The sequence below is a fragment of the Massilia niastensis DSM 21313 genome (genome assembly GCF_000382345.1).
Classification (GTDB): Bacteria; Pseudomonadota; Gammaproteobacteria; order Burkholderiales; family Burkholderiaceae_D; genus Telluria; species Telluria niastensis.
The window spans coordinates 1-16,079 of the sequence record NZ_KB908114.1 but is presented as its reverse complement, the minus strand read 5'-3'; the positions used below and the strand labels follow the sequence as shown (position 1 = coordinate 16,079).

Genomic DNA, 16,079 nt, shown 5'->3' with positions numbered 1-16,079 from the left:
CCCTTCAGTTGGCTGGTGTCGGAAAGTGCGGGAGCGTCTGTGTCGCTCACGACGTCAATACAGCACAAGGCGTGCCAGCTCCTGGAACAGGGGCTGCGCCGAAGGGGAAAGGGGGATGCCAGAGGGACGGCGCCCCTGCTGGAGGCGATGCTTGATCGCGCCGAGTCGGGTGCGGGGCAACAGCTTGGGTAGCGGTGTCGGTTTCGGACCAACACCGCTTGGCGCGGCAACGCGACCGGGCCGGCGTCAGCCTGCCGCGGCCGCCGTATCGGCCTGCTCGGCCGTCCCGCCCGCGGGTTCATCGTGCACGGGGGCCGGCTCGCGTCCCCATTCGCGATACTCGACGAGGGAAGGAATGCGCTCCAGGGCGCCCAGCGGGTCGATGCCCATGCTGGACAGTTGCGCGAGCAGCTCGGCCAGCACTTCCTCGCGCTGCAGCGACCAGGTCGAGGCGAAGCAGCGCCAGAAGGTCCAGCCGGCACGCTCGAGCACGCGCTGGCGGCGCATGTCGGCCGGCCATTTGTCCGGGCCGTGGAACTCGTCGCCATCGAGTTCGATCGCCAGGCGCCGGTCGTCCGCGCCCTCGACCACCATGTCGATGCGGTAGCCGGCCGCCGGCACCTGCGGGATGACGCGGTAGCCGCGCTCGAACAGCTCGCGGTAGACATCGCGCTCGAAGCCCGATTCGCACAGCTCAACCAGGCTGGTGGCGTCGTCGTTGGCCTCCACCGGTTTGGCGAAATGCTCGACCAGCGTGCGCCGCAGGTCGAGCGTCGACAGCTCTTCGAGCCGGACGGAACGCACCAGGAACATGCGGTCGCGGGCGCGCGACGCGGCGACGTTGAAGCGCTGGTCGAAGGTGATGCCCGACAGGGCATGGTGGTTCGCGCTGTCGGCGACCATGCTCAGGAAGACGATGTCGCGTTCGCTGCCCTGGAACACGCGCGCGTCGCCGCAGGCGAAGTTGCGGCGCGCCAGTTCCTGCGCGTCGCAGCGGGAGCGCACCAGCTTGTCGATGAACTGGGCCTGTTCGGGACCGAGCAGGGACACCACGCCGAGCGAGCGGCCGCGCAGCGCGGGATCGCGCAGGATCGCCTCGATCTCGGCCGCGATGAACTCGGCCTCGGACGGATTGTGCCCCCTCGGCGTGCGGTAGCCGTTGGCGACGAAGACATCGACCAGCGGCGGGTCGAGCCGCTCGGACGCCTTCGGGATCCGCAGGGGCTGGATGAATCCCTTGTAGAACACCCGGTTGCTGTAGGCGATGATCGGCTGGACGCAACGGAAATGCTCGCGCAGCATGACCTTCGAGGCGGCGAACACGGACGAGGCGATGTCGTACAGCGACATGTCGGCGGTCAGCACCGCCTCGAATGGCTGGCCGGCCAGGAAGCGGCTGCGCAGCTCGGCGATCTTGGCCGCGGAGACGAAGCCGGCTTCCGGCGAGACCTGCTTGTCGTCGCCCACCACCAGGATCTGCTTGCCGCGCAGGACCGCCGGCAGCGCCCACAGGTCGGACTGGCTGGCCTCGTCCACGATGACCAGGTCGAAGGCGCCCAGCTCGGCCGGCAGCGACTCGGACACGCGGGCGTGGCTCATGATCCAGCAGGGCACGGCGGCCTGGGCGTCCACCATCGCCTTCTGGGCATCGCGGCGGTAGCGGGCGGCGTTCACGCCGGTGCCCTTGCCGAACTTGCGCATCGCGGTGCGGTAGGTTTCGAGCGCCGCCAGCACGTTGTGGCCGGCCTGGCGCCGGGTGGCGAGCCAGGACGAGCGCGACACCAGCTCTTCGTACAGGCGCGCCAGGCCCTGCTCGAGGTCGCGCCGGCGCGCCGCCAGCGTGCGCATCTCGTCGCGGTCGTCGATCTCGTCGAGATGGGTGCCCAGGCGCGCCCAGGTCCAGGCGTCGCGCCAGCGTACCGGGAACACTGCGTCGTCGCCGGCCGCGTCGAGCGGGACCGACAGGACCCGTGCGGCCAGCCTGGCGGCGCCCTGGCGCTCGATGGCGCCGGCCAGCTGCCGCACGGTGGCCAGGTCGGGCGCCAGCGCCTCGACGCGGCGGACCTCGGCGACCATGTCGGCATAGTCGGCCACGATGCGCTCGGCCGGCAGGTCGGCACTGCCCAGCGCGTGCTCGGCCAGGCCGCGCAGCCGGTCCGACACGGGACCGGTGGCGCCCGCCAGCGTCTCGCGCAGGCTGGCGAGGCCCGCCGCCGCCTGCGCCAGCTCGGCGCGCATGAGGTGGCGGCGCAGGTGTTCCCGCACCCGGGCCAGGCCCGCGTGCCGGCCCGCCAGGTCGCTCTTCGGCGCCTGGGCGAACACCTGTTCCGCCAGGAGCGGCAACTGCAGGTCGTGCGTGGTGGCCAGCGTGTGCGCGCCGCGGGCCGCCAGCATGATCAGCTCGATCGTGCGCAGTTGCGCCACATCCGGCTGGAGGGTGGGGAGCGACAGCAGCTCGGCGAACGCATTCCAGCGGACCGTGAAGGACAGCAGGCGCGTATGCAGGGCGGCAAAGCGCTGCACATGCGCCCAGTCCGCGCCCGATGCGGGCGCCAGGCCGGCGACGCGGATGGCGTTGACGTGCGGCTTGATGTCGCCGACGCCGAAGGCCAGGAGGCCGAACGGCTTGCCGGTGTCCACGCCGCGCGCGATCGCTTCCAGCGCCTTCGCATGCTCCAGCGCTTCGCGCGATGCCATGACCGGCTTCTGCATGAACTCGGCCCGGGCGCGCAGCAGCGCATCCATTTCCGTGAACAGGGCTTCGAGCGAGGAGCGCTCGGTGGCGAACTGCGCCTGCCGGCATTTCTCGCGGAAGGCGAATACCCACTCGTGCCCGGATTCCTCGAGCTCATGCACCAGCGCCGCGGCCAGGTCCAGCGCGGCCAGCAGCCGGCCGGCATGCTCGAGCACTTCCGGCGTCGTGGCGCGCAGGGGCAGCAGCGCTCCGGAGGCTTCGTCGCGCTCGATGTCGCGCACCGCCTGCAGGACGCCGTGCAGGCGCCCGATGTCGGCGGCCGGGGGCAGGGCGGCGGAAGCCGGAACGCTGGCCTGGCAGTAGACCAGGTCGCTGCCCAGCCGGCGCCGCGCCTCGCGCAGCTGCATGCCGCTGTCGTCGCCGAACGGCGGCGCATGTTCCGGCGCGAGGGACAGCACGTCGTCGAACCAGCCGAACTGCTGGTGGCCGTGGATGACCAGTTCGGCCATCTTCTGCGCCCGCATCGGGACGCCGTCGACGTCGACCTCCCCGAGCTGGGCATGGGCGATGTCGTCGATGCGGGTGTCGATGCGCGCCATCTCCTCGTGCGCCCGGTCGAGCGCGACGCGGCAGGCGGCGATGGCTTCTTCCTCCAGGCGCGGGTTCATGTGCGTGAGCGTATGGACGATCGCCTCGATCGATGCCTGGAACTGGCGCATGCCTTCCTTGTCGCCGGACAGCAGCGCCACGGTGAGCGGGCGGATCGATGCGGGAATCTTCTCCTGCAAGACCTTCAGGGCCGGCTCGCCCTTCGAGGTGACCAGGATGCGCTTGCCGGAAGCCAGGTAGTGGCTGATGATGTTGGCGATCGTGTGCGTCTTGCCGGTGCCGGGCGGGCCCTGGACCGCCACGCCCGGGGAGCGCTCGAGCTGCTGGACGATCGTTTCCTGCTCCCGGTTGTAGGGGAGCGGGAAATACAGTTCGCGCGGCTCGCCCCTGGCCGCCGCCCGGCCGGAGAGTCCGCGGAAGGCGATCGGCTCGTGCTCGACGATGGCATCGCCCGGGGCGGTGACGATGCTCAAGGGGCCAGCCGGGATGGCGTCGCCGCCGGCCACCCGCTCCTTCAGGCGCGCGATATCCTCGATCAGGAAATGGCCGGCGCGTGGACGGGTGAACACCACCCACCCGTCCGTGACGACCAGGTCCTCGCCCGGCGCCGGCGCGGCGGCCGCTTCCCGGTCGTAGCGCGCGGTGGCGCTGAGATTGCCGGCAACCAGCTTCAGGATCGGCTCGACCGTGGATGGCGCGAAGGGCGAGACCGTCATGTCGGCGCCTTCGCCCAGCAGGGTGCGGGCGCTGCGCTCGACCTCGCCGATGCCGGGCACCGCGCAGGCGGCGAAGGCGTCGAACTCCAGGCGCGGCTCGGTCTCCCGGGGGCGCAGGCCGATCGCGTGGGTGTTGCTGTCGATGTCGATTTCCACCGCCTGCGTGATCAGGGGGTAATGGTAGTCGACGGCGGCCGCTGCGCCGGCCTGGCTGGCGAGGGGGATGCGCCACGACGACACGCCGATGCCCCAGACCAGTTCGAGGGGACGCACGGCCTCCTCGGACTCCAGGCGCGTCTTCAGCGCGAACAGGTCGGCGTACAGGGTGATGACCTGGCGGCGCGGCTTTTCGCGCGCGGCCCAGTTGCGCCAATGCGGCAGGTATTCCTCGAGCAGGCGGCCGACGCGGGCGCGCCGCTGCTCGTCGCGTTGCCCGGCCTCCTCGTCGCCGAGGGCAGCGGCGTCCTGGTGGCGGGCGCCCGCCAGGGCAGTTTCCTTGGGGATTGGTATGTTGCCAGTAGGATCGTTGCTGACCGTCAAGAAAGGAGCGAGTTCGGGTTCGGAAAGCGCCGGGGCGGGCGTCGCTTCGAGTCGCTGCACGCGCAGCCACAGGGTATCGGCGCCGAGGTCGACATCGAAGTCGACCCAGGGCAGGGTTCCCAGGTCGGCGAAGGTCTTCTTGAATTCGGTCGCCTTCGACAGTGTAAAAGCTGTGGGATCAATGTCTTTGGCTTGCTCGACGAGGTAGTCGAGCAGCCCGCTCATGAGCTGGGCAGGGGTATGCATGGTGTTTTCCCGGCTGGGCCGGCAGGGTAGGAGTGGTTCAGCGTCGTCAGGGCGGGTGGACCGCCGACGGTAATATTCAGCTAGTGATGCTCAATGGCATCCCATTTCCACAGGGTAGCGCCTTATGGAAGTCTTATCAACTCGCCGATGCTGAAGAATCCCGCCCGCGCCGCCTGTGCATCCCGTGGACGCACGGGCGCGCCGGGAACAGCGGGATCGCCATAGAATAGCCGAGCAGGGCCGGAACGGCCCGCATTCCCTGCAGCAACACCGTGGCGCGGAGGCCGCTGGCCTGCGCGCGTCCCACTGCCGCGAGCGCCATGAACCAGAGAATGGAGGCGGGCTTGTTTGACCAGGTCGAGGAACATGTCCGTTCCCATGTGGAATGGCTGCGCTTGCTGGTCGAGGCGCTGGGCGCGCTGGTCGTCGCCGCGGGCGTCGCGGTCGTCATCGTCGGGCTGGTGCGCCACCTGCTGGCGCGTCCCGATGACCACTTCATTCCGATCCGGCTTGCCTTCGCCCGCTACCTGACCCTGGCGCTCGAACTCCAGCTGGCCGCCGACATCCTGTCGACGTCGGTGGCGCCCACCTGGGACCGGATCGGCAAGCTGGCGGCCATCGCCGTCATCCGGACGGTGCTGAACCACTTCCTGACCAAGGAAATCAATGACGAGCGGGCGCGCGTGGAGCCGGCGCGGCAGCGCTCCCCGGCCTCCGGGCCCGCCGCGACCGACTGAGGGCGCCGCCTGGTGCCGCACAGCGGGCTTCCACCCGCTGTTGGACCCATGCATGACTGAACCGATTCCCGACTGTTCGTGTCCAACTTTAAGGCGCAGAATGGAGGCAGCGGCGACATTGAATTTTGCTGGTCCGCCTGCTACAACGGAAAGAGGGATCAACGCCCGATGGGGCGTCGTATTGCCGCATCGCGCCGAGTGAAAACGTGAAGCAATCCCAAAGCCTGGCTGTACCGGATGGGATTACATCGAGGAGAAGTCATGGCTGGGATTGTGCGCATCGACGATGAAGTCATCGATACCGACTATTTCATCAGAACATTGAAACTCACCGGGCAGTTCGAGGGGCTGGTCGAGCAACTGGTGCGCGAGAAGCTGACCGTGCGTGCCGCCAAGAAGCAGGGGCTGCCTCTGGCTCCCGAAGAAATCCAGGAGCGCGCCGACCAGTTCCGCCGCATCCAGGGCCTGCACCGGGCGGCCGACACCAACCACTACCTCGATTCCCTCGGGATCAGCCTCGACGAATTCGAGGATTTCATCACCGACGGCCTGTACCACGAGAAAATGATGGCCCAGGTCTGCAGCGACAAGGCGGTCGAGCAATATTTCAAGCTCAACTCGCCCAGGTTCGACAGCGTCGAGATCAGCCATATCGTGCTCGATTCGGAAGGCAAGGCGAAGGAAATGATGTCGGCGCTGACCGACGATCCGGACAGCTTCGCGGAGATGGTGCGCGAATATTCGGTCGGCGAAGAGCGCGAGAACGGCGGCCTGATCGGCAAGGTATTGCGAGGCTCCCTGAAGGCCGACATCGAGGCGCGCGTCTTCAACGCCGCGGCCGGCGACCTGCTGGGGCCGTTCCCATCGCAGGACAAGGCCTTGTACGAAATCTACATGGTCAATGCCAAGCACCCGGCGACCCTCGACGAGGAGACCGCGGTCGAGGTACGCCGCCTGCTGCGCGAGGAATGGCTGGTGGCGCGGGCGCAGGAGCACATCATCGAAGCTTGCCCCGCGCGGTAAGCCTGCGACAGGCCGCCATGGTCCCGCAGCCGATTGCAACGCAGTGACGGACGAGGCTGGCAGGCATCGACATGGACTCATTAGCGCAACAAGGACAATCTTCCGCGGAATTCCTGTCGACAGTCGAGATCCTGTCCGTCTTCACGGCGGAGGAACTGGAACAGCTGGCCGCGGCGATCGAGCCGCGCTCGTATGCCTTCGGCGACACCATCTGCAACGCCGGCGATCCGGCCGAGGGCCTGTACGTCATCAAGTCCGGCTCGGTGCGCGTGTTCAGCGAGGAGCACGGCAAGGAAATCAGCATGGGGGTGCGCAAGACCGGCGAAGTCTTCGCCGAGATCGCCATGCTGCGCAGCTACCGGCATGAGCTGTCGGCGCGCGCCGCCCTGAAGACGGAATTGTGGTTCATCCCGCGCACCGCGATCGAACCCGTGGTCGGCCGCAATCCGGCGGCGCTCGATTTCATCAACAACTGCGTGGCGATCAGCTCGGCCGGCGGCCTGGTGGCGCGCCTGTTCGACCTGCGCGGCAAGGTGAGCAAGCCCGAACTCGAAGAGTTCGTGCGCAGCGTCGGCGTCAAGCGCATCAGCGCCGGCAAGGAAATCCTGAAGCAGGGCGCGCGCGACGACCGCCGCCTGTACGTCGTGCGCCAGGGCGAGGTGCGCGTCGTGGTCCACGACGCCAACGACGAATATGTGCTGGCCACCCTGGGACAGGGGGAGATCTTCGGCGAGAAGGCCTGCCTGATGCGCCAGGAACAGCCTGCCGCGGTGCTGGCCGGGACCGACGTCACCCTGCTCGTGATTCCGGAGAAATCCGCGCATTTCATTCTCGAGCGCAACGCCAAGTTCCGCGAGGTGATCGAGGAGCGGGTCCGCTTCTTCGAGCGCGAACTGCATCGCCAGAAAAAACTGGCGGAACGCCGCAAGCGCCCCGTCATCCTCGACCTTGCCTCGCAGCCCCAGTCCGGCGAAAAAATCCTCAAGCGCTTCGCCTGGGTCGAGCAGGCCGAGGAAATGGATTGCGGCGCGGCCTGCCTGGCGATGCTGTGCCGTCACTACGGCATCAACATGACCCTCGGCAAGCTGCGCGAACTGGCGAATGTCACCGCGCAAGGGGCGACCCTGGACAGCCTGGCGCGCGCGGGCGAAGCGCTGGGCTTCGGCACGCGCGGGGTGCAGTGCACCTACGATGCGCTGCTCGGCTTCGAACTGCCCTTCATCGTGCACTGGGAAGGCTATCACTACGTCGTCGTGTACGGCGTCTCGCCGCGCCAGGTGTGGGTGGCCGACCCGGCGGTCGGCTTCCGCAAGATGAGCGTCGAGGAGTTCGAGCGCGGCTGGAGCGGCACCTGCCTGGTGTTCACCCCCGGCCAGCAGCTGGTGCAGCTGGAAGCGGCGCGCTCGCCCTGGCTGCGCTTCATCAGCTACCTGGCGCCCTACAAGAAGATCCTGCTGCACCTGTTCCTGGCCACCTTCGTGATCCAGATGCTGGGCATCGTGCCGCCGATGATCATCCAGAACATCCTCGACGGGGTGCTGGTGCACCAGAACCTGAGCCTGCTGCACCTGCTGATCCTGGGCCTGGTCATCGCCACCATCTTCAGCCAGGTCATGTCGACGGTGCGCGCCTACCTGGCCAACTACATGGTGCGCAACCTCGATTTCTCGATGATGGCGCAGTTCTTCAAGCACACGATGTCGCTGCCGTATTCCTTCTTTGCCAAGCGCAAGACGGGCGACATCCTCGCGCGCTTCGCCGAGAACCAGACGATCCGCTCCTTCCTCACCGAGTCGACCGTCACCACCCTGCTCAACCTGCTGATGGTGTTCATCTACTTCACGATCCTGTTCCTCTACAACGTGAAGCTCACCTTGCTCCTGATCGGCTTCGTCATTCCGATCATCGCGCTGACCGTGCTGGTGACCCCGAAGATCAAGGACTATGCGCGCGAGGTCTTCAACGCCTCCACCGACGCCCAGTCCTTCCTGATGGAAGCGCTGGGCGGCATCGAAACCATCAAGGGGATGGGGAGCGAGCGCCCGGTGCGCCTGAAATGGGAGAAGAAATACGTCAAGGCGCTGGAAGTGCAGTACCGCGCGCAATCCTTCAACATCCTTGTCGGGCTGGCCAGCCAGCTGCTCAATTCGGCCACCACCATCGTGATCCTGTGGGTCGGCGCCACCCTCGTGCTGAACCGCGAGCTGACGATCGGGCAGCTGATGGCCTTCAACGCCCTGATGGGCAGCGTGCTGGGTCCGCTGATGGGGCTGGTCGGCCTGTGGAGCCGGATGGGCGACGCCAGCGTCGCCATGGAACGCCTCGGCGACGTGCTCGACATCGAACCGGAGCAAAAGCCGGCCGACCTCGCGTCGCGGGTCGTGCTGCCCGACCTGCAGGGCGAGCTCAAGCTCGACCGCATGTATTTCCGCTACGGCGGCGAGGACACGCCCTGGGTGCTCGAGGACATCAACATCGACATCAAGCCCGGCGAGCTGGTGGCGATCGTCGGGCGCAGCGGTTCGGGCAAGACCACCCTGGCGAAACTGCTGGTGGGCTTCTATCCGCCCAGCGACGGCAAGATCTTCGTCGACGGCTACGACATGAGCGTCCTCGACAAGGATTACTACCGGGCCCAGGTGGGCTATGTCATGCAGAGCAACCTGCTGTTTTCCGGCACCATCGCCGAGAACATCGCCAGCGGCGACGACAGCCCGGACCGGCGCCGCATCGAGGAAGTGGCGAAGATGGCCGACGCCCATGCCTTCATCAGCAAGATGCCGCTGGGTTACGAGCAGGTGGTGGGCGAGCGCGGCCTCGGACTGTCCGGCGGCCAGGTGCAGCGGCTCTGCATCGCGCGGGCCCTGTACCACGACCCGCGCCTGCTGGTGTTCGATGAAGCCACCTCGGCGCTCGACAGCCAGTCCGAGAGCAACATCATGGGTAACATGGAAGCGATCCTGGCGGGGCGCACGGCCGTCATCATCGCGCACCGGCTCAGCACGATCATGCGGGCCGACAAGATCGTCGTACTGTACGAAGGGAAGATCGTGGAGCAGGGACGGCATGAAGAACTGCTGGCCCGGCGCGGCATGTATTACGAACTGGTGCAGAAACAGCTGGGATCGTCCGAATGAAACTGTTCAATCCCGGCGGCGAGCGCGGATCGGCGATGTCCTATGCGGCACTGCTCGAAAAGATCGAGATCATGCGCTCGACCCTGCGCTGGGCGACCCGGATCGAGCGGCCCGATATCGAGAAGCTGCTGCGCCAGGCGAACACCTTGCGCGACGAAGTCATGCAGCTGTCGCACAAGGAGCGCTTCGTGCATGCCGTCAGCGCCGGTGCGGCGTCCGGCACGGCGCCCGGCGCGGAGGCCGAGCCGGCGGCCGAACCGTCGACCGGCGAGCGGCGCCAGGCGCTGCTGGCGCGCAGCTTCGTGTTCGAAGGCACCTTCGGCGACAACCCCAAGCTGCTCGACGCCCTGGAGATCGCCGAGAAGGCGGCGCCCACCGACCTCCCGGTGCTGGTCGATGGCGAGAGCGGCACCGGCAAGGAACTGATGGCCAAGGTCATCCACGCCAACGGTTCGCGCGCCGACAAGCCCTATATCTCCGTCAACTGCGGCGCGATTCCCGACAGCCTGCTCGAATCGGAACTGTTCGGCCACAAGAAGGGCGCCTTCACGGGCGCGTCCAACGACCGCAAGGGCAAGTTCGAAAGCGCGCACAAGGGCACCATCTTCCTCGACGAGATCGGCGAGCTGCCCTTGCCCGGACAGGTCAAGCTGCTGCGCGTGCTGCAGTCGCATGAAATCCAGCGCGTGGGATCGGACGAGACCATCTCGGTCGATGCGCGGATCGTCGCCGCGACCAACAAGAACCTGCGCAAGCTGATCGAACAGGGAACTTTCCGCGAAGACCTGTTCTACCGGCTCAGCGTGATCCACGTGACCCTGCCGCCGCTGCGCGACCGCAAGGACGAGATCCCGCTCCTGATCGCCTATTACGGCGACGAGTCGGCGGAAGCGCTGAAGCGGCGGCCGGTGGTCCTGACGCCGCGCCTGCGCGACTTTTTGCTGCGCTATTCCTACCCCGGCAATATCCGCGAACTGCGCAACCTCATGTACCGCCTCTCCTGCCTGGCGGGCGAGACGGCCGACCTCTCGCACCTGCCGGAAGACATCCGGCCCGCCTTGCCGCGCAACGCCAAGGCCCAGGCGGCCGGCACGCCGGCCGAGGTCTCGCTGGCCGAGGCCAAGCGGGCCGCCAGCGACGAGGCGGAGCGCATCTGCCTGGAGCGCGGCCTGCAGGAAGTCGGGGGCACGGTGGCCGAGCTGGCGCGGCGCTGGGACATGAACCGCTCGCACCTGCAGATCCTGCTGAAGAAGCACGGCCTGCACTCGAAGGATTTCCGCAAGGAGCATTGAGCCTGCGGCGGCGTGTCAGAGTGCCGGATTGATCATGGTCTGGTCGCCGGACAGGTCGTCGACCCGCACCACGATGGCCGTGATGTTGTCGCGCCCGCCATTGGCCAGCGCCTGCGCGATCAGGTCGTCCGCCGCCTGCCCGCAATCGCCGCCGGCCAGCGATGCCGCGATCGCTCCCTCGTCCACGGGGTTGCTGAGGCCGTCGCTGCACAGCAGGAAGATGTCGCCGGCGCGCGCCGGCAGTGTCACCACGTCGAAGTCGATGGTGTCGGCCGCGCCGATCGCGCGCGTGATCATGTTGGGATTGGCCACGGCGGCGGCCATGTCGGCGCCCTGGGCCTTGAGCTCTTCGATCTGGTTGTGGTCGCGCGTGAGCTGCTGCAGGCGGCCATGGCGGTACAGGTAGATCCGGCTGTCGCCGGCCCACAGGCAGGCGGCGTCCAGGCCGCAGGCGAGCAGGGCGACGACGGTGCTTCCCATCACGGGCACCTGGCGCGCGCGCGCCTCGTCGCGCAGGGCCCCGTTGACCCTGGCGAGCCGCTCGCGCGCGGCGTCGACGAACTGGGCCAGGCTGGCGGATTCCGGCAGGCCGGCGAGCGCATCCACCACGGCGCGGCTGGCGAGGTCGCCGAAGGCGTGCCCGCCCATGCCGTCCGCGACCGCCCACAGGCCGCCCTCGGGTTGCGCGAGATACGAATCCTCATTGCGGCTGCGCACCAGACCGATGTCGGTGCGCGCGGCGGATGTCCAACGAAGTTCGCTATCGCAGCTCATTGCATCGTCCAGGCTGGACCCTCCCGATGCTACAACAATCCATTGTTCACGCTGTTCGCATCCACGCTCACGTTGAGGGTGGAGTTGGCGCCGGAATTGTTCACCGACACCGTCTGGAACTGGTTGATCATCTGGTCGGCGAAATTATTGATCTGATAGAAGTTAATCACCGGGAACTGGCTCGGGGAGGATGCACCGACGAACGGCCTGATCCATCCGAACACCCAGGGCGCGCCGCCGCCGCGGATGGCCGACATCGCCTTGCGGTCGAGCGTCGCGCTGGCGGGCAGGTCGTTGATGATAATGGTAGACATGATGCATCTCCGTGCTGGGATAAGGGAGACCGGTTTCTCCAGTGTAGACCAATTCCGGCGGGTTTCCCGGCCTTTCGACAGGCGCCGTCGCCGTCGCCCTCCATGAAAACCGCGCTGGCCGGGTCTTCATGGAGGCGCGCCGAGGCATCAGCGCCGGACGATCTTGTTCTCGCCGTGTTGATCGACATTGCTGTCGACGTGCACGCCTGCCACGAAGGCCGAGCCGTTGGCGGTGGCGGTCAGCACTTCCTGCATCTGGCCCAGGTTCTGGGTGGCGCTGATCGACGAGTCGTGGGTGCCGGCAAACTTCAGGTCGCCGAACGAGTAGGACGGTTGGCCCATTTTCCAGCCGCCGCGCACGGCGGCCATGGTCGGACGGTCGAGTTGTTCGCTGCGGGCCAGGTCGGTGATGGTCAAGGTTTTCATGGTGGTTCTCCTGAATGGTTTGCTTGGTTTAGAACACGACATTGTTTGCGGCAAACATCGAGACGGGCACCTTGATGTCCGGACCGACGAAACCGGCGCCGATCACGCCATTGTTGTTGAGGACATTCACGCCGATCTGCTGGAACTGGCCGATCTGCTGGTTGACGTTGACGTTTACGTTGATGTCCTTGCCGAAGGCGTTACCGCCGCGTACGGCCGACATGGCGCGCTTGTCGAGTGCGGTGTTGTGTGCGAGGTCTTGAATGACGAGGGACGACATGATGTTTTCTCCTGGATCCGTGAATTCGAGGGCGCTGCGCGCGGCTTGCGCGCAGCTGCAAGCTGTTAGCCGATGATCTTGTTTTCGCCGTGCTGCGAGACATCGCTGTCCACGTGCACGCCCTTGAGGAAGGCCGAGCCGTTGGCGGTGGCGGTGGCGACGCTCTGTTGCTGCAGCAGGTTCTGGGTGGCGGTGATCGACGAGTCGAAGCTCGGCGCGTAGCTCACGTCGCCCATCTTGTAGGACGGATGGGCCAGCATTTTCCAGCCGCCGCGTACGCCGGCCATGGCGCTGCGATCCAGTTGTTCGGTACGGGCCAGGTCTTTGATGGTCAGGGTTTTCATGGTGAGTCTCCTTGAGATGATGTAAGTGGTCGAAACGTGTTTGTGTGAATCAGGAGCGGCGGATGATCTTGTTTTCACCGTGCTGCGAGACGTCGCTGTCGACGTGCACGCCGGCCAGGAAAGCCGAGCCGTTGGCGGTGGCGGTCAGCACTTCCTGCATCTGGCCCAGGTTCTGGGTGGCCGTGATCGAGGAGTCGAACTTGGGGGCGTAGCTCACGTCGCCGACCGAGTAGTAGGGCGCGCCCATCTTGAAGCCGCCGCGGACGGTCGCCATGGCGCTGCGGTCCAGTTCTTCGGTACGGGCCAGGTCGGTGATGATCAAGGTTTTCATGCTGGTTTCTCCTGAGTGGGTGGTGTGGTTGAGGCGTTTTGTTTGCGCTCGATAGACATTGAGCAGAAAGCGTGCCAGCCACTCCGGGAGCGCGCGTGTGAATCGCAAGTCTTTGAAAATGAAGGATTATTTGCTTTCGTCCAGGATGGCGAGAGCGCATTGTCAACGCCTGGGGACGTGCGGGAAGGCGGGCTGGATCCAACACATTTTGGGACCTGTTTGGCACGGCACAACAGGTCCCGGGGCGGGCGATTATCGGGATGCGCTTGCCGGCGGACAGGAGGTTGCCGGCGCCTGTTCCAGGCCCGGCGCGGGAACCAGCAGCGCTTCCTGCTGCGCGCCGGCGGGAGGCTGGATCACGAAGCGCGGCGCCCACAAGGCAAGCCCGGTATGCGGCAGCACGTATTTCCTGACACCGCCGGATTGCGTGCGCCGGGCGGCATGGCCCCTGCCTGCCAGGGTACCGAAACCGAAATCCCGGATCACGTTCGCGAACAGCACCGCGGACGAATAGGTCGCGGGACCGATGAGGACCACCACCTTGCCCTTGAACAGCAAGGGATTGTCGGGCAGGGGCTGGCGCCAGGTCTGGATCTCGCCATCGATGACCTGGCCGGCGGCTTCTCCGCGCGCCGGGTTCGCTTCGAGCACCCTTTTCGTGTACCGCGAGCCGGTACGGTAGGGATGGGCGGCGATATACGGCATCAAGCCTTCCAGCCACATGTCGTCGTCCCCGCCGCCGTTGTCGCTGATATCGATGAACAGGGTGGACACGCCTTCCTGGCGCATGCGGTCGAAGGCCATGCGCGTCAAGGCCAGGAACTGGTGCTTGAATTCGCCATCGAAGGAGCCGGCCTTGAGCACGGCCGTACAGCCGGGCCCGATCTCGACACCGAAGCGCCGTTCGAAGTCCGTGGCGCCTTGCAGGACAGTCGGCAGTTGGGTGCTGGCGGGAACGTCGACCGACCACTGGCGGCCGTCACGCAGCAGGTCGAGGCGATAGCGCACGGCGGCGCCATACAGCTTCCAGTGATACAGCCACCAGCGTCCGGCCAGCAGATGGGCGCGGAACAGCGGCGTATCGCCGTGCGTCCGCTTCAACAGCTCGGTCGCCGCCAGGTCCGCCGGCACGCCGTTGATGGCAAGGATGCGCGCGCCCGCCAGTTCGCTCGCTCCTCCGCCCAGTGCGGTGCGAATCGACAACTGTCCCTTGCCGTCAAGATCGACCTCAAATGGAAACAGGGCGCCGCCCGAGGCAAGGTGGGCCGCGCCGTCCGCACGCCAGTCCGGGTAGCCGACGAAAAAATGGGCGTCCGCGAACAAGGGATTCAAGGTCGCCAGGCGCTGCCATGCCTGGTCACGGGTCAGGTCGGTCCGGGCACCGGCTGCAATCGCGTCCAGCGCCTCGTTCAGCGCGTCCTGGCTCGTCGAGAAGCGGAGGTCGGGATGCACGCGCGCAATCGTCTGCCGGAGGAAGGCGAGGTCTTCGCGCAGCTGTTCCGCGCTGATCCGCGGCGCGGTACCGGCAAGCGCCACGGGAGTGAAAAGGCTGGCGGCCAGCAAGGCCAGGTGGACCAGTGTGCGTGGAAGTCCTGTTTTCATGGGCGGTTCACGGTTGTGAGAAATTGTTTGTTGAAATACTATACGTATTTTTCAACAAAGGACAAGCCATGGATAAGCCGGCCATGAACTATCGGGCGATCGATGACCCCGCACTGATCACCGTGCTGGCCTCGCCCATTCGCCAGGAGATCGTCGACACGCTGGCGGCGCTGGGCGGCGACGCCAGCGCGGCGGATCTCGCCCTGCAGTTGGGGCGCCATGCCGATGGCTTGTACTACCACCTGAAACTCCTGTGCAAGGCCAGGCTGGTCGTCGAGCTGGGCGGGCAGGGAGAGGACGAGCGCCGCTACCGGCTCGCGGGCGATCCCTGCCAGCCCTTGCGCCTTGCGTACCGGATCGACAGCGAGCGCCACGTGGCGGCCTTGCGCAAGTTTGCGCATGGTTTGCTGCAGGTGGCGGAAAAGGACTTTGCCGAGGCGCTGGAGACGACCGGCCTGGTGACCGAGGGGCCGTCGCGGCAGTGCTGGGCGGCCCGCAACAAGGCCTGGTTGAGCAGGGAGGAACTGGCGGAGGCCAACCAGCTGCTCGAACGCCTGTGCGAACTGATGAGCCATCCGCGCACGGACGAGCGCGATCATCTACTCAGCTGCACGTTTGTCCTCGCGCCCCATGTCGCCCTGCCAAAGCGCAGGGGCGAGCCGGAAATAAACGCGGATTCGGAAGATCTCCGCTAAGGCTCTCGCTTTTAGGGTCAGAGTCGAATTGTTCATTAACATTCTCACTATTTACGATAATTCGACTCTGACCCTAATGCGGTTAAGTTAAGCCGCCTTTGATCATTTGGCTGTTGTAAACGTGTAGCGGCTCTGTTAACCTTCGGTTCCGATGCTAGCCGATACCCTCCCACTTGTAACCGCAGATCTTCCCGCTCCTGATTGGCAACGGCTGGGTGAGCATCTGCCAGTTGAGTGGATCGAGCAGGCGCTCAGCCATACAGGTAAGGCGAGCATTCGACGAAGACGTTTGCCAGCACAGCAGGTAGTGTGGTTGGT

Annotated in this window: 14 protein-coding genes; 6 read left to right on the top strand and 8 right to left on the bottom strand. The window is 66.3% G+C overall.

Translation table 11 applies throughout. The features are described from left to right. Nucleotides 1-246: 246 nt before the first annotated feature. A complete protein-coding gene (locus H162_RS31390) occupies nucleotides 247-4,806 on the bottom strand; it encodes a PDDEXK-like endonuclease domain-containing protein (protein WP_156885715.1) in 4,560 nt (1,519 codons plus the stop codon). Between the two features lie 320 nt (nucleotides 4,807-5,126). Between H162_RS31390 and H162_RS0120250 the strand changes: the two genes are divergently transcribed. The 4 genes from H162_RS0120250 to H162_RS0120235 all read left to right on the top strand — a co-directional run bounded on the left by H162_RS0120250 (nucleotide 5,127) and on the right by H162_RS0120235 (nucleotide 10,995). Further along, nucleotides 5,127-5,543, top strand: coding sequence for a DUF1622 domain-containing protein (locus H162_RS0120250; RefSeq protein ID WP_040787775.1), 417 nt, complete (start codon nucleotides 5,127-5,129; stop codon nucleotides 5,541-5,543). 261 nt (nucleotides 5,544-5,804) lie between these two features. Further along, nucleotides 5,805-6,566, top strand: coding sequence for a peptidylprolyl isomerase (locus tag H162_RS0120245; RefSeq protein ID WP_020655319.1), 762 nt, complete (start codon nucleotides 5,805-5,807; stop codon nucleotides 6,564-6,566). A gap of 71 nt (nucleotides 6,567-6,637) precedes the next feature. Beyond that, on the top strand, nucleotides 6,638-9,703 hold the full coding sequence (locus H162_RS0120240) for a peptidase domain-containing ABC transporter (RefSeq protein ID WP_020655318.1): 3,066 nt from the start codon (nucleotides 6,638-6,640) through the stop codon (nucleotides 9,701-9,703). Next, nucleotides 9,700-10,995 carry a sigma-54 interaction domain-containing protein gene (locus H162_RS0120235; protein ID WP_020655317.1) on the top strand — a complete coding sequence of 432 codons (1,296 nt, stop codon included), beginning with the start codon at nucleotides 9,700-9,702 and terminating at the stop codon, nucleotides 10,993-10,995. Before H162_RS0120240 ends, H162_RS0120235 begins: the two co-directional genes overlap by 4 nt. A gap of 15 nt (nucleotides 10,996-11,010) precedes the next feature. On the opposite strand, the gene H162_RS0120230 is transcribed toward H162_RS0120235, so the two are convergent. From H162_RS0120230 to H162_RS0120200, 7 genes are all read right to left on the bottom strand, one after another. Then, entirely contained in the window at nucleotides 11,011-11,769 is a 759-nt protein-coding gene (locus H162_RS0120230) for a PP2C family protein-serine/threonine phosphatase (RefSeq protein ID WP_020655316.1), read from the bottom strand. 29 nt (nucleotides 11,770-11,798) lie between these two features. Continuing rightward, the gene (locus tag H162_RS0120225) at nucleotides 11,799-12,083 is read right to left on the bottom strand and encodes a hypothetical protein (RefSeq protein WP_020655315.1); all 285 of its coding nucleotides are present in this window, start codon (nucleotides 12,081-12,083) and stop codon (nucleotides 11,799-11,801) included. A gap of 147 nt (nucleotides 12,084-12,230) precedes the next feature. Next, nucleotides 12,231-12,509 (bottom strand): hypothetical protein, encoded by a 279-nt coding sequence (locus H162_RS0120220; RefSeq protein WP_020655314.1) that lies wholly within the window; start codon nucleotides 12,507-12,509, stop codon nucleotides 12,231-12,233. A gap of 28 nt (nucleotides 12,510-12,537) precedes the next feature. Next, nucleotides 12,538-12,789: a hypothetical protein gene (locus H162_RS0120215; protein WP_020655313.1), complete on the bottom strand. Its 252-nt coding sequence runs from the start codon at nucleotides 12,787-12,789 to the stop codon at nucleotides 12,538-12,540. 65 nt (nucleotides 12,790-12,854) lie between these two features. Next, nucleotides 12,855-13,133, bottom strand: coding sequence for a hypothetical protein (locus tag H162_RS0120210; protein ID WP_020655312.1), 279 nt, complete (start codon nucleotides 13,131-13,133; stop codon nucleotides 12,855-12,857). Between the two features lie 49 nt (nucleotides 13,134-13,182). Next, nucleotides 13,183-13,464 carry a hypothetical protein gene (locus H162_RS31385; protein WP_020655311.1) on the bottom strand — a complete coding sequence of 94 codons (282 nt, stop codon included), beginning with the start codon at nucleotides 13,462-13,464 and terminating at the stop codon, nucleotides 13,183-13,185. A 252-nt stretch (nucleotides 13,465-13,716) separates the two neighbouring features. Beyond that, nucleotides 13,717-15,066 carry a S41 family peptidase gene (locus tag H162_RS0120200; RefSeq protein ID WP_051109970.1) on the bottom strand — a complete coding sequence of 450 codons (1,350 nt, stop codon included), beginning with the start codon at nucleotides 15,064-15,066 and terminating at the stop codon, nucleotides 13,717-13,719. 68 nt (nucleotides 15,067-15,134) lie between these two features. Here H162_RS0120200 and H162_RS0120195 point away from each other — a divergent pair, with 68 nt between their 5' ends. Continuing rightward, nucleotides 15,135-15,761 carry a helix-turn-helix domain-containing protein gene (locus H162_RS0120195; protein WP_020655309.1) on the top strand — a complete coding sequence of 209 codons (627 nt, stop codon included), beginning with the start codon at nucleotides 15,135-15,137 and terminating at the stop codon, nucleotides 15,759-15,761. 151 nt (nucleotides 15,762-15,912) lie between these two features. After that, a partial coding sequence (locus H162_RS33365) for a transposase domain-containing protein (protein WP_211223728.1) occupies nucleotides 15,913-16,079 on the top strand: 167 nt, incomplete at its 3' end.

Excerpts from the sequence above, each read along its gene's own strand:
- H162_RS0120225 (WP_020655315.1), bottom strand. The coding sequence starts at position 12,083 with ATGTCTACCATTATCATCAACGACCTGCCCGCCAGCGCGACGCTCGAC.
- H162_RS0120200 (WP_051109970.1), bottom strand. The coding sequence starts at position 15,066 with ATGAAAACAGGACTTCCACGCACACTGGTCCACCTGGCCTTGCTGGCC.
- H162_RS0120215 (WP_020655313.1), bottom strand. The coding sequence starts at position 12,789 with ATGTCGTCCCTCGTCATTCAAGACCTCGCACACAACACCGCACTCGAC.
- H162_RS0120220 (WP_020655314.1), bottom strand. The coding sequence starts at position 12,509 with ATGAAAACCTTGACCATCACCGACCTGGCCCGCAGCGAACAACTCGAC.
- H162_RS0120210 (WP_020655312.1), bottom strand. The coding sequence starts at position 13,133 with ATGAAAACCCTGACCATCAAAGACCTGGCCCGTACCGAACAACTGGAT.
- H162_RS0120240 (WP_020655318.1), top strand. The coding sequence starts at position 6,638 with ATGGACTCATTAGCGCAACAAGGACAATCTTCCGCGGAATTCCTGTCG.
- H162_RS0120230 (WP_020655316.1), bottom strand. The coding sequence starts at position 11,769 with ATGAGCTGCGATAGCGAACTTCGTTGGACATCCGCCGCGCGCACCGAC.
- H162_RS0120195 (WP_020655309.1), top strand. The coding sequence starts at position 15,135 with ATGGATAAGCCGGCCATGAACTATCGGGCGATCGATGACCCCGCACTG.
- H162_RS31385 (WP_020655311.1), bottom strand. The coding sequence starts at position 13,464 with ATGAAAACCTTGATCATCACCGACCTGGCCCGTACCGAAGAACTGGAC.
- H162_RS0120250 (WP_040787775.1), top strand. The coding sequence starts at position 5,127 with ATGAACCAGAGAATGGAGGCGGGCTTGTTTGACCAGGTCGAGGAACAT.
- H162_RS0120235 (WP_020655317.1), top strand. The coding sequence starts at position 9,700 with ATGAAACTGTTCAATCCCGGCGGCGAGCGCGGATCGGCGATGTCCTAT.
- H162_RS0120245 (WP_020655319.1), top strand. The coding sequence starts at position 5,805 with ATGGCTGGGATTGTGCGCATCGACGATGAAGTCATCGATACCGACTAT.
- H162_RS31390 (WP_156885715.1), bottom strand. The coding sequence starts at position 4,806 with ATGCATACCCCTGCCCAGCTCATGAGCGGGCTGCTCGACTACCTCGTC.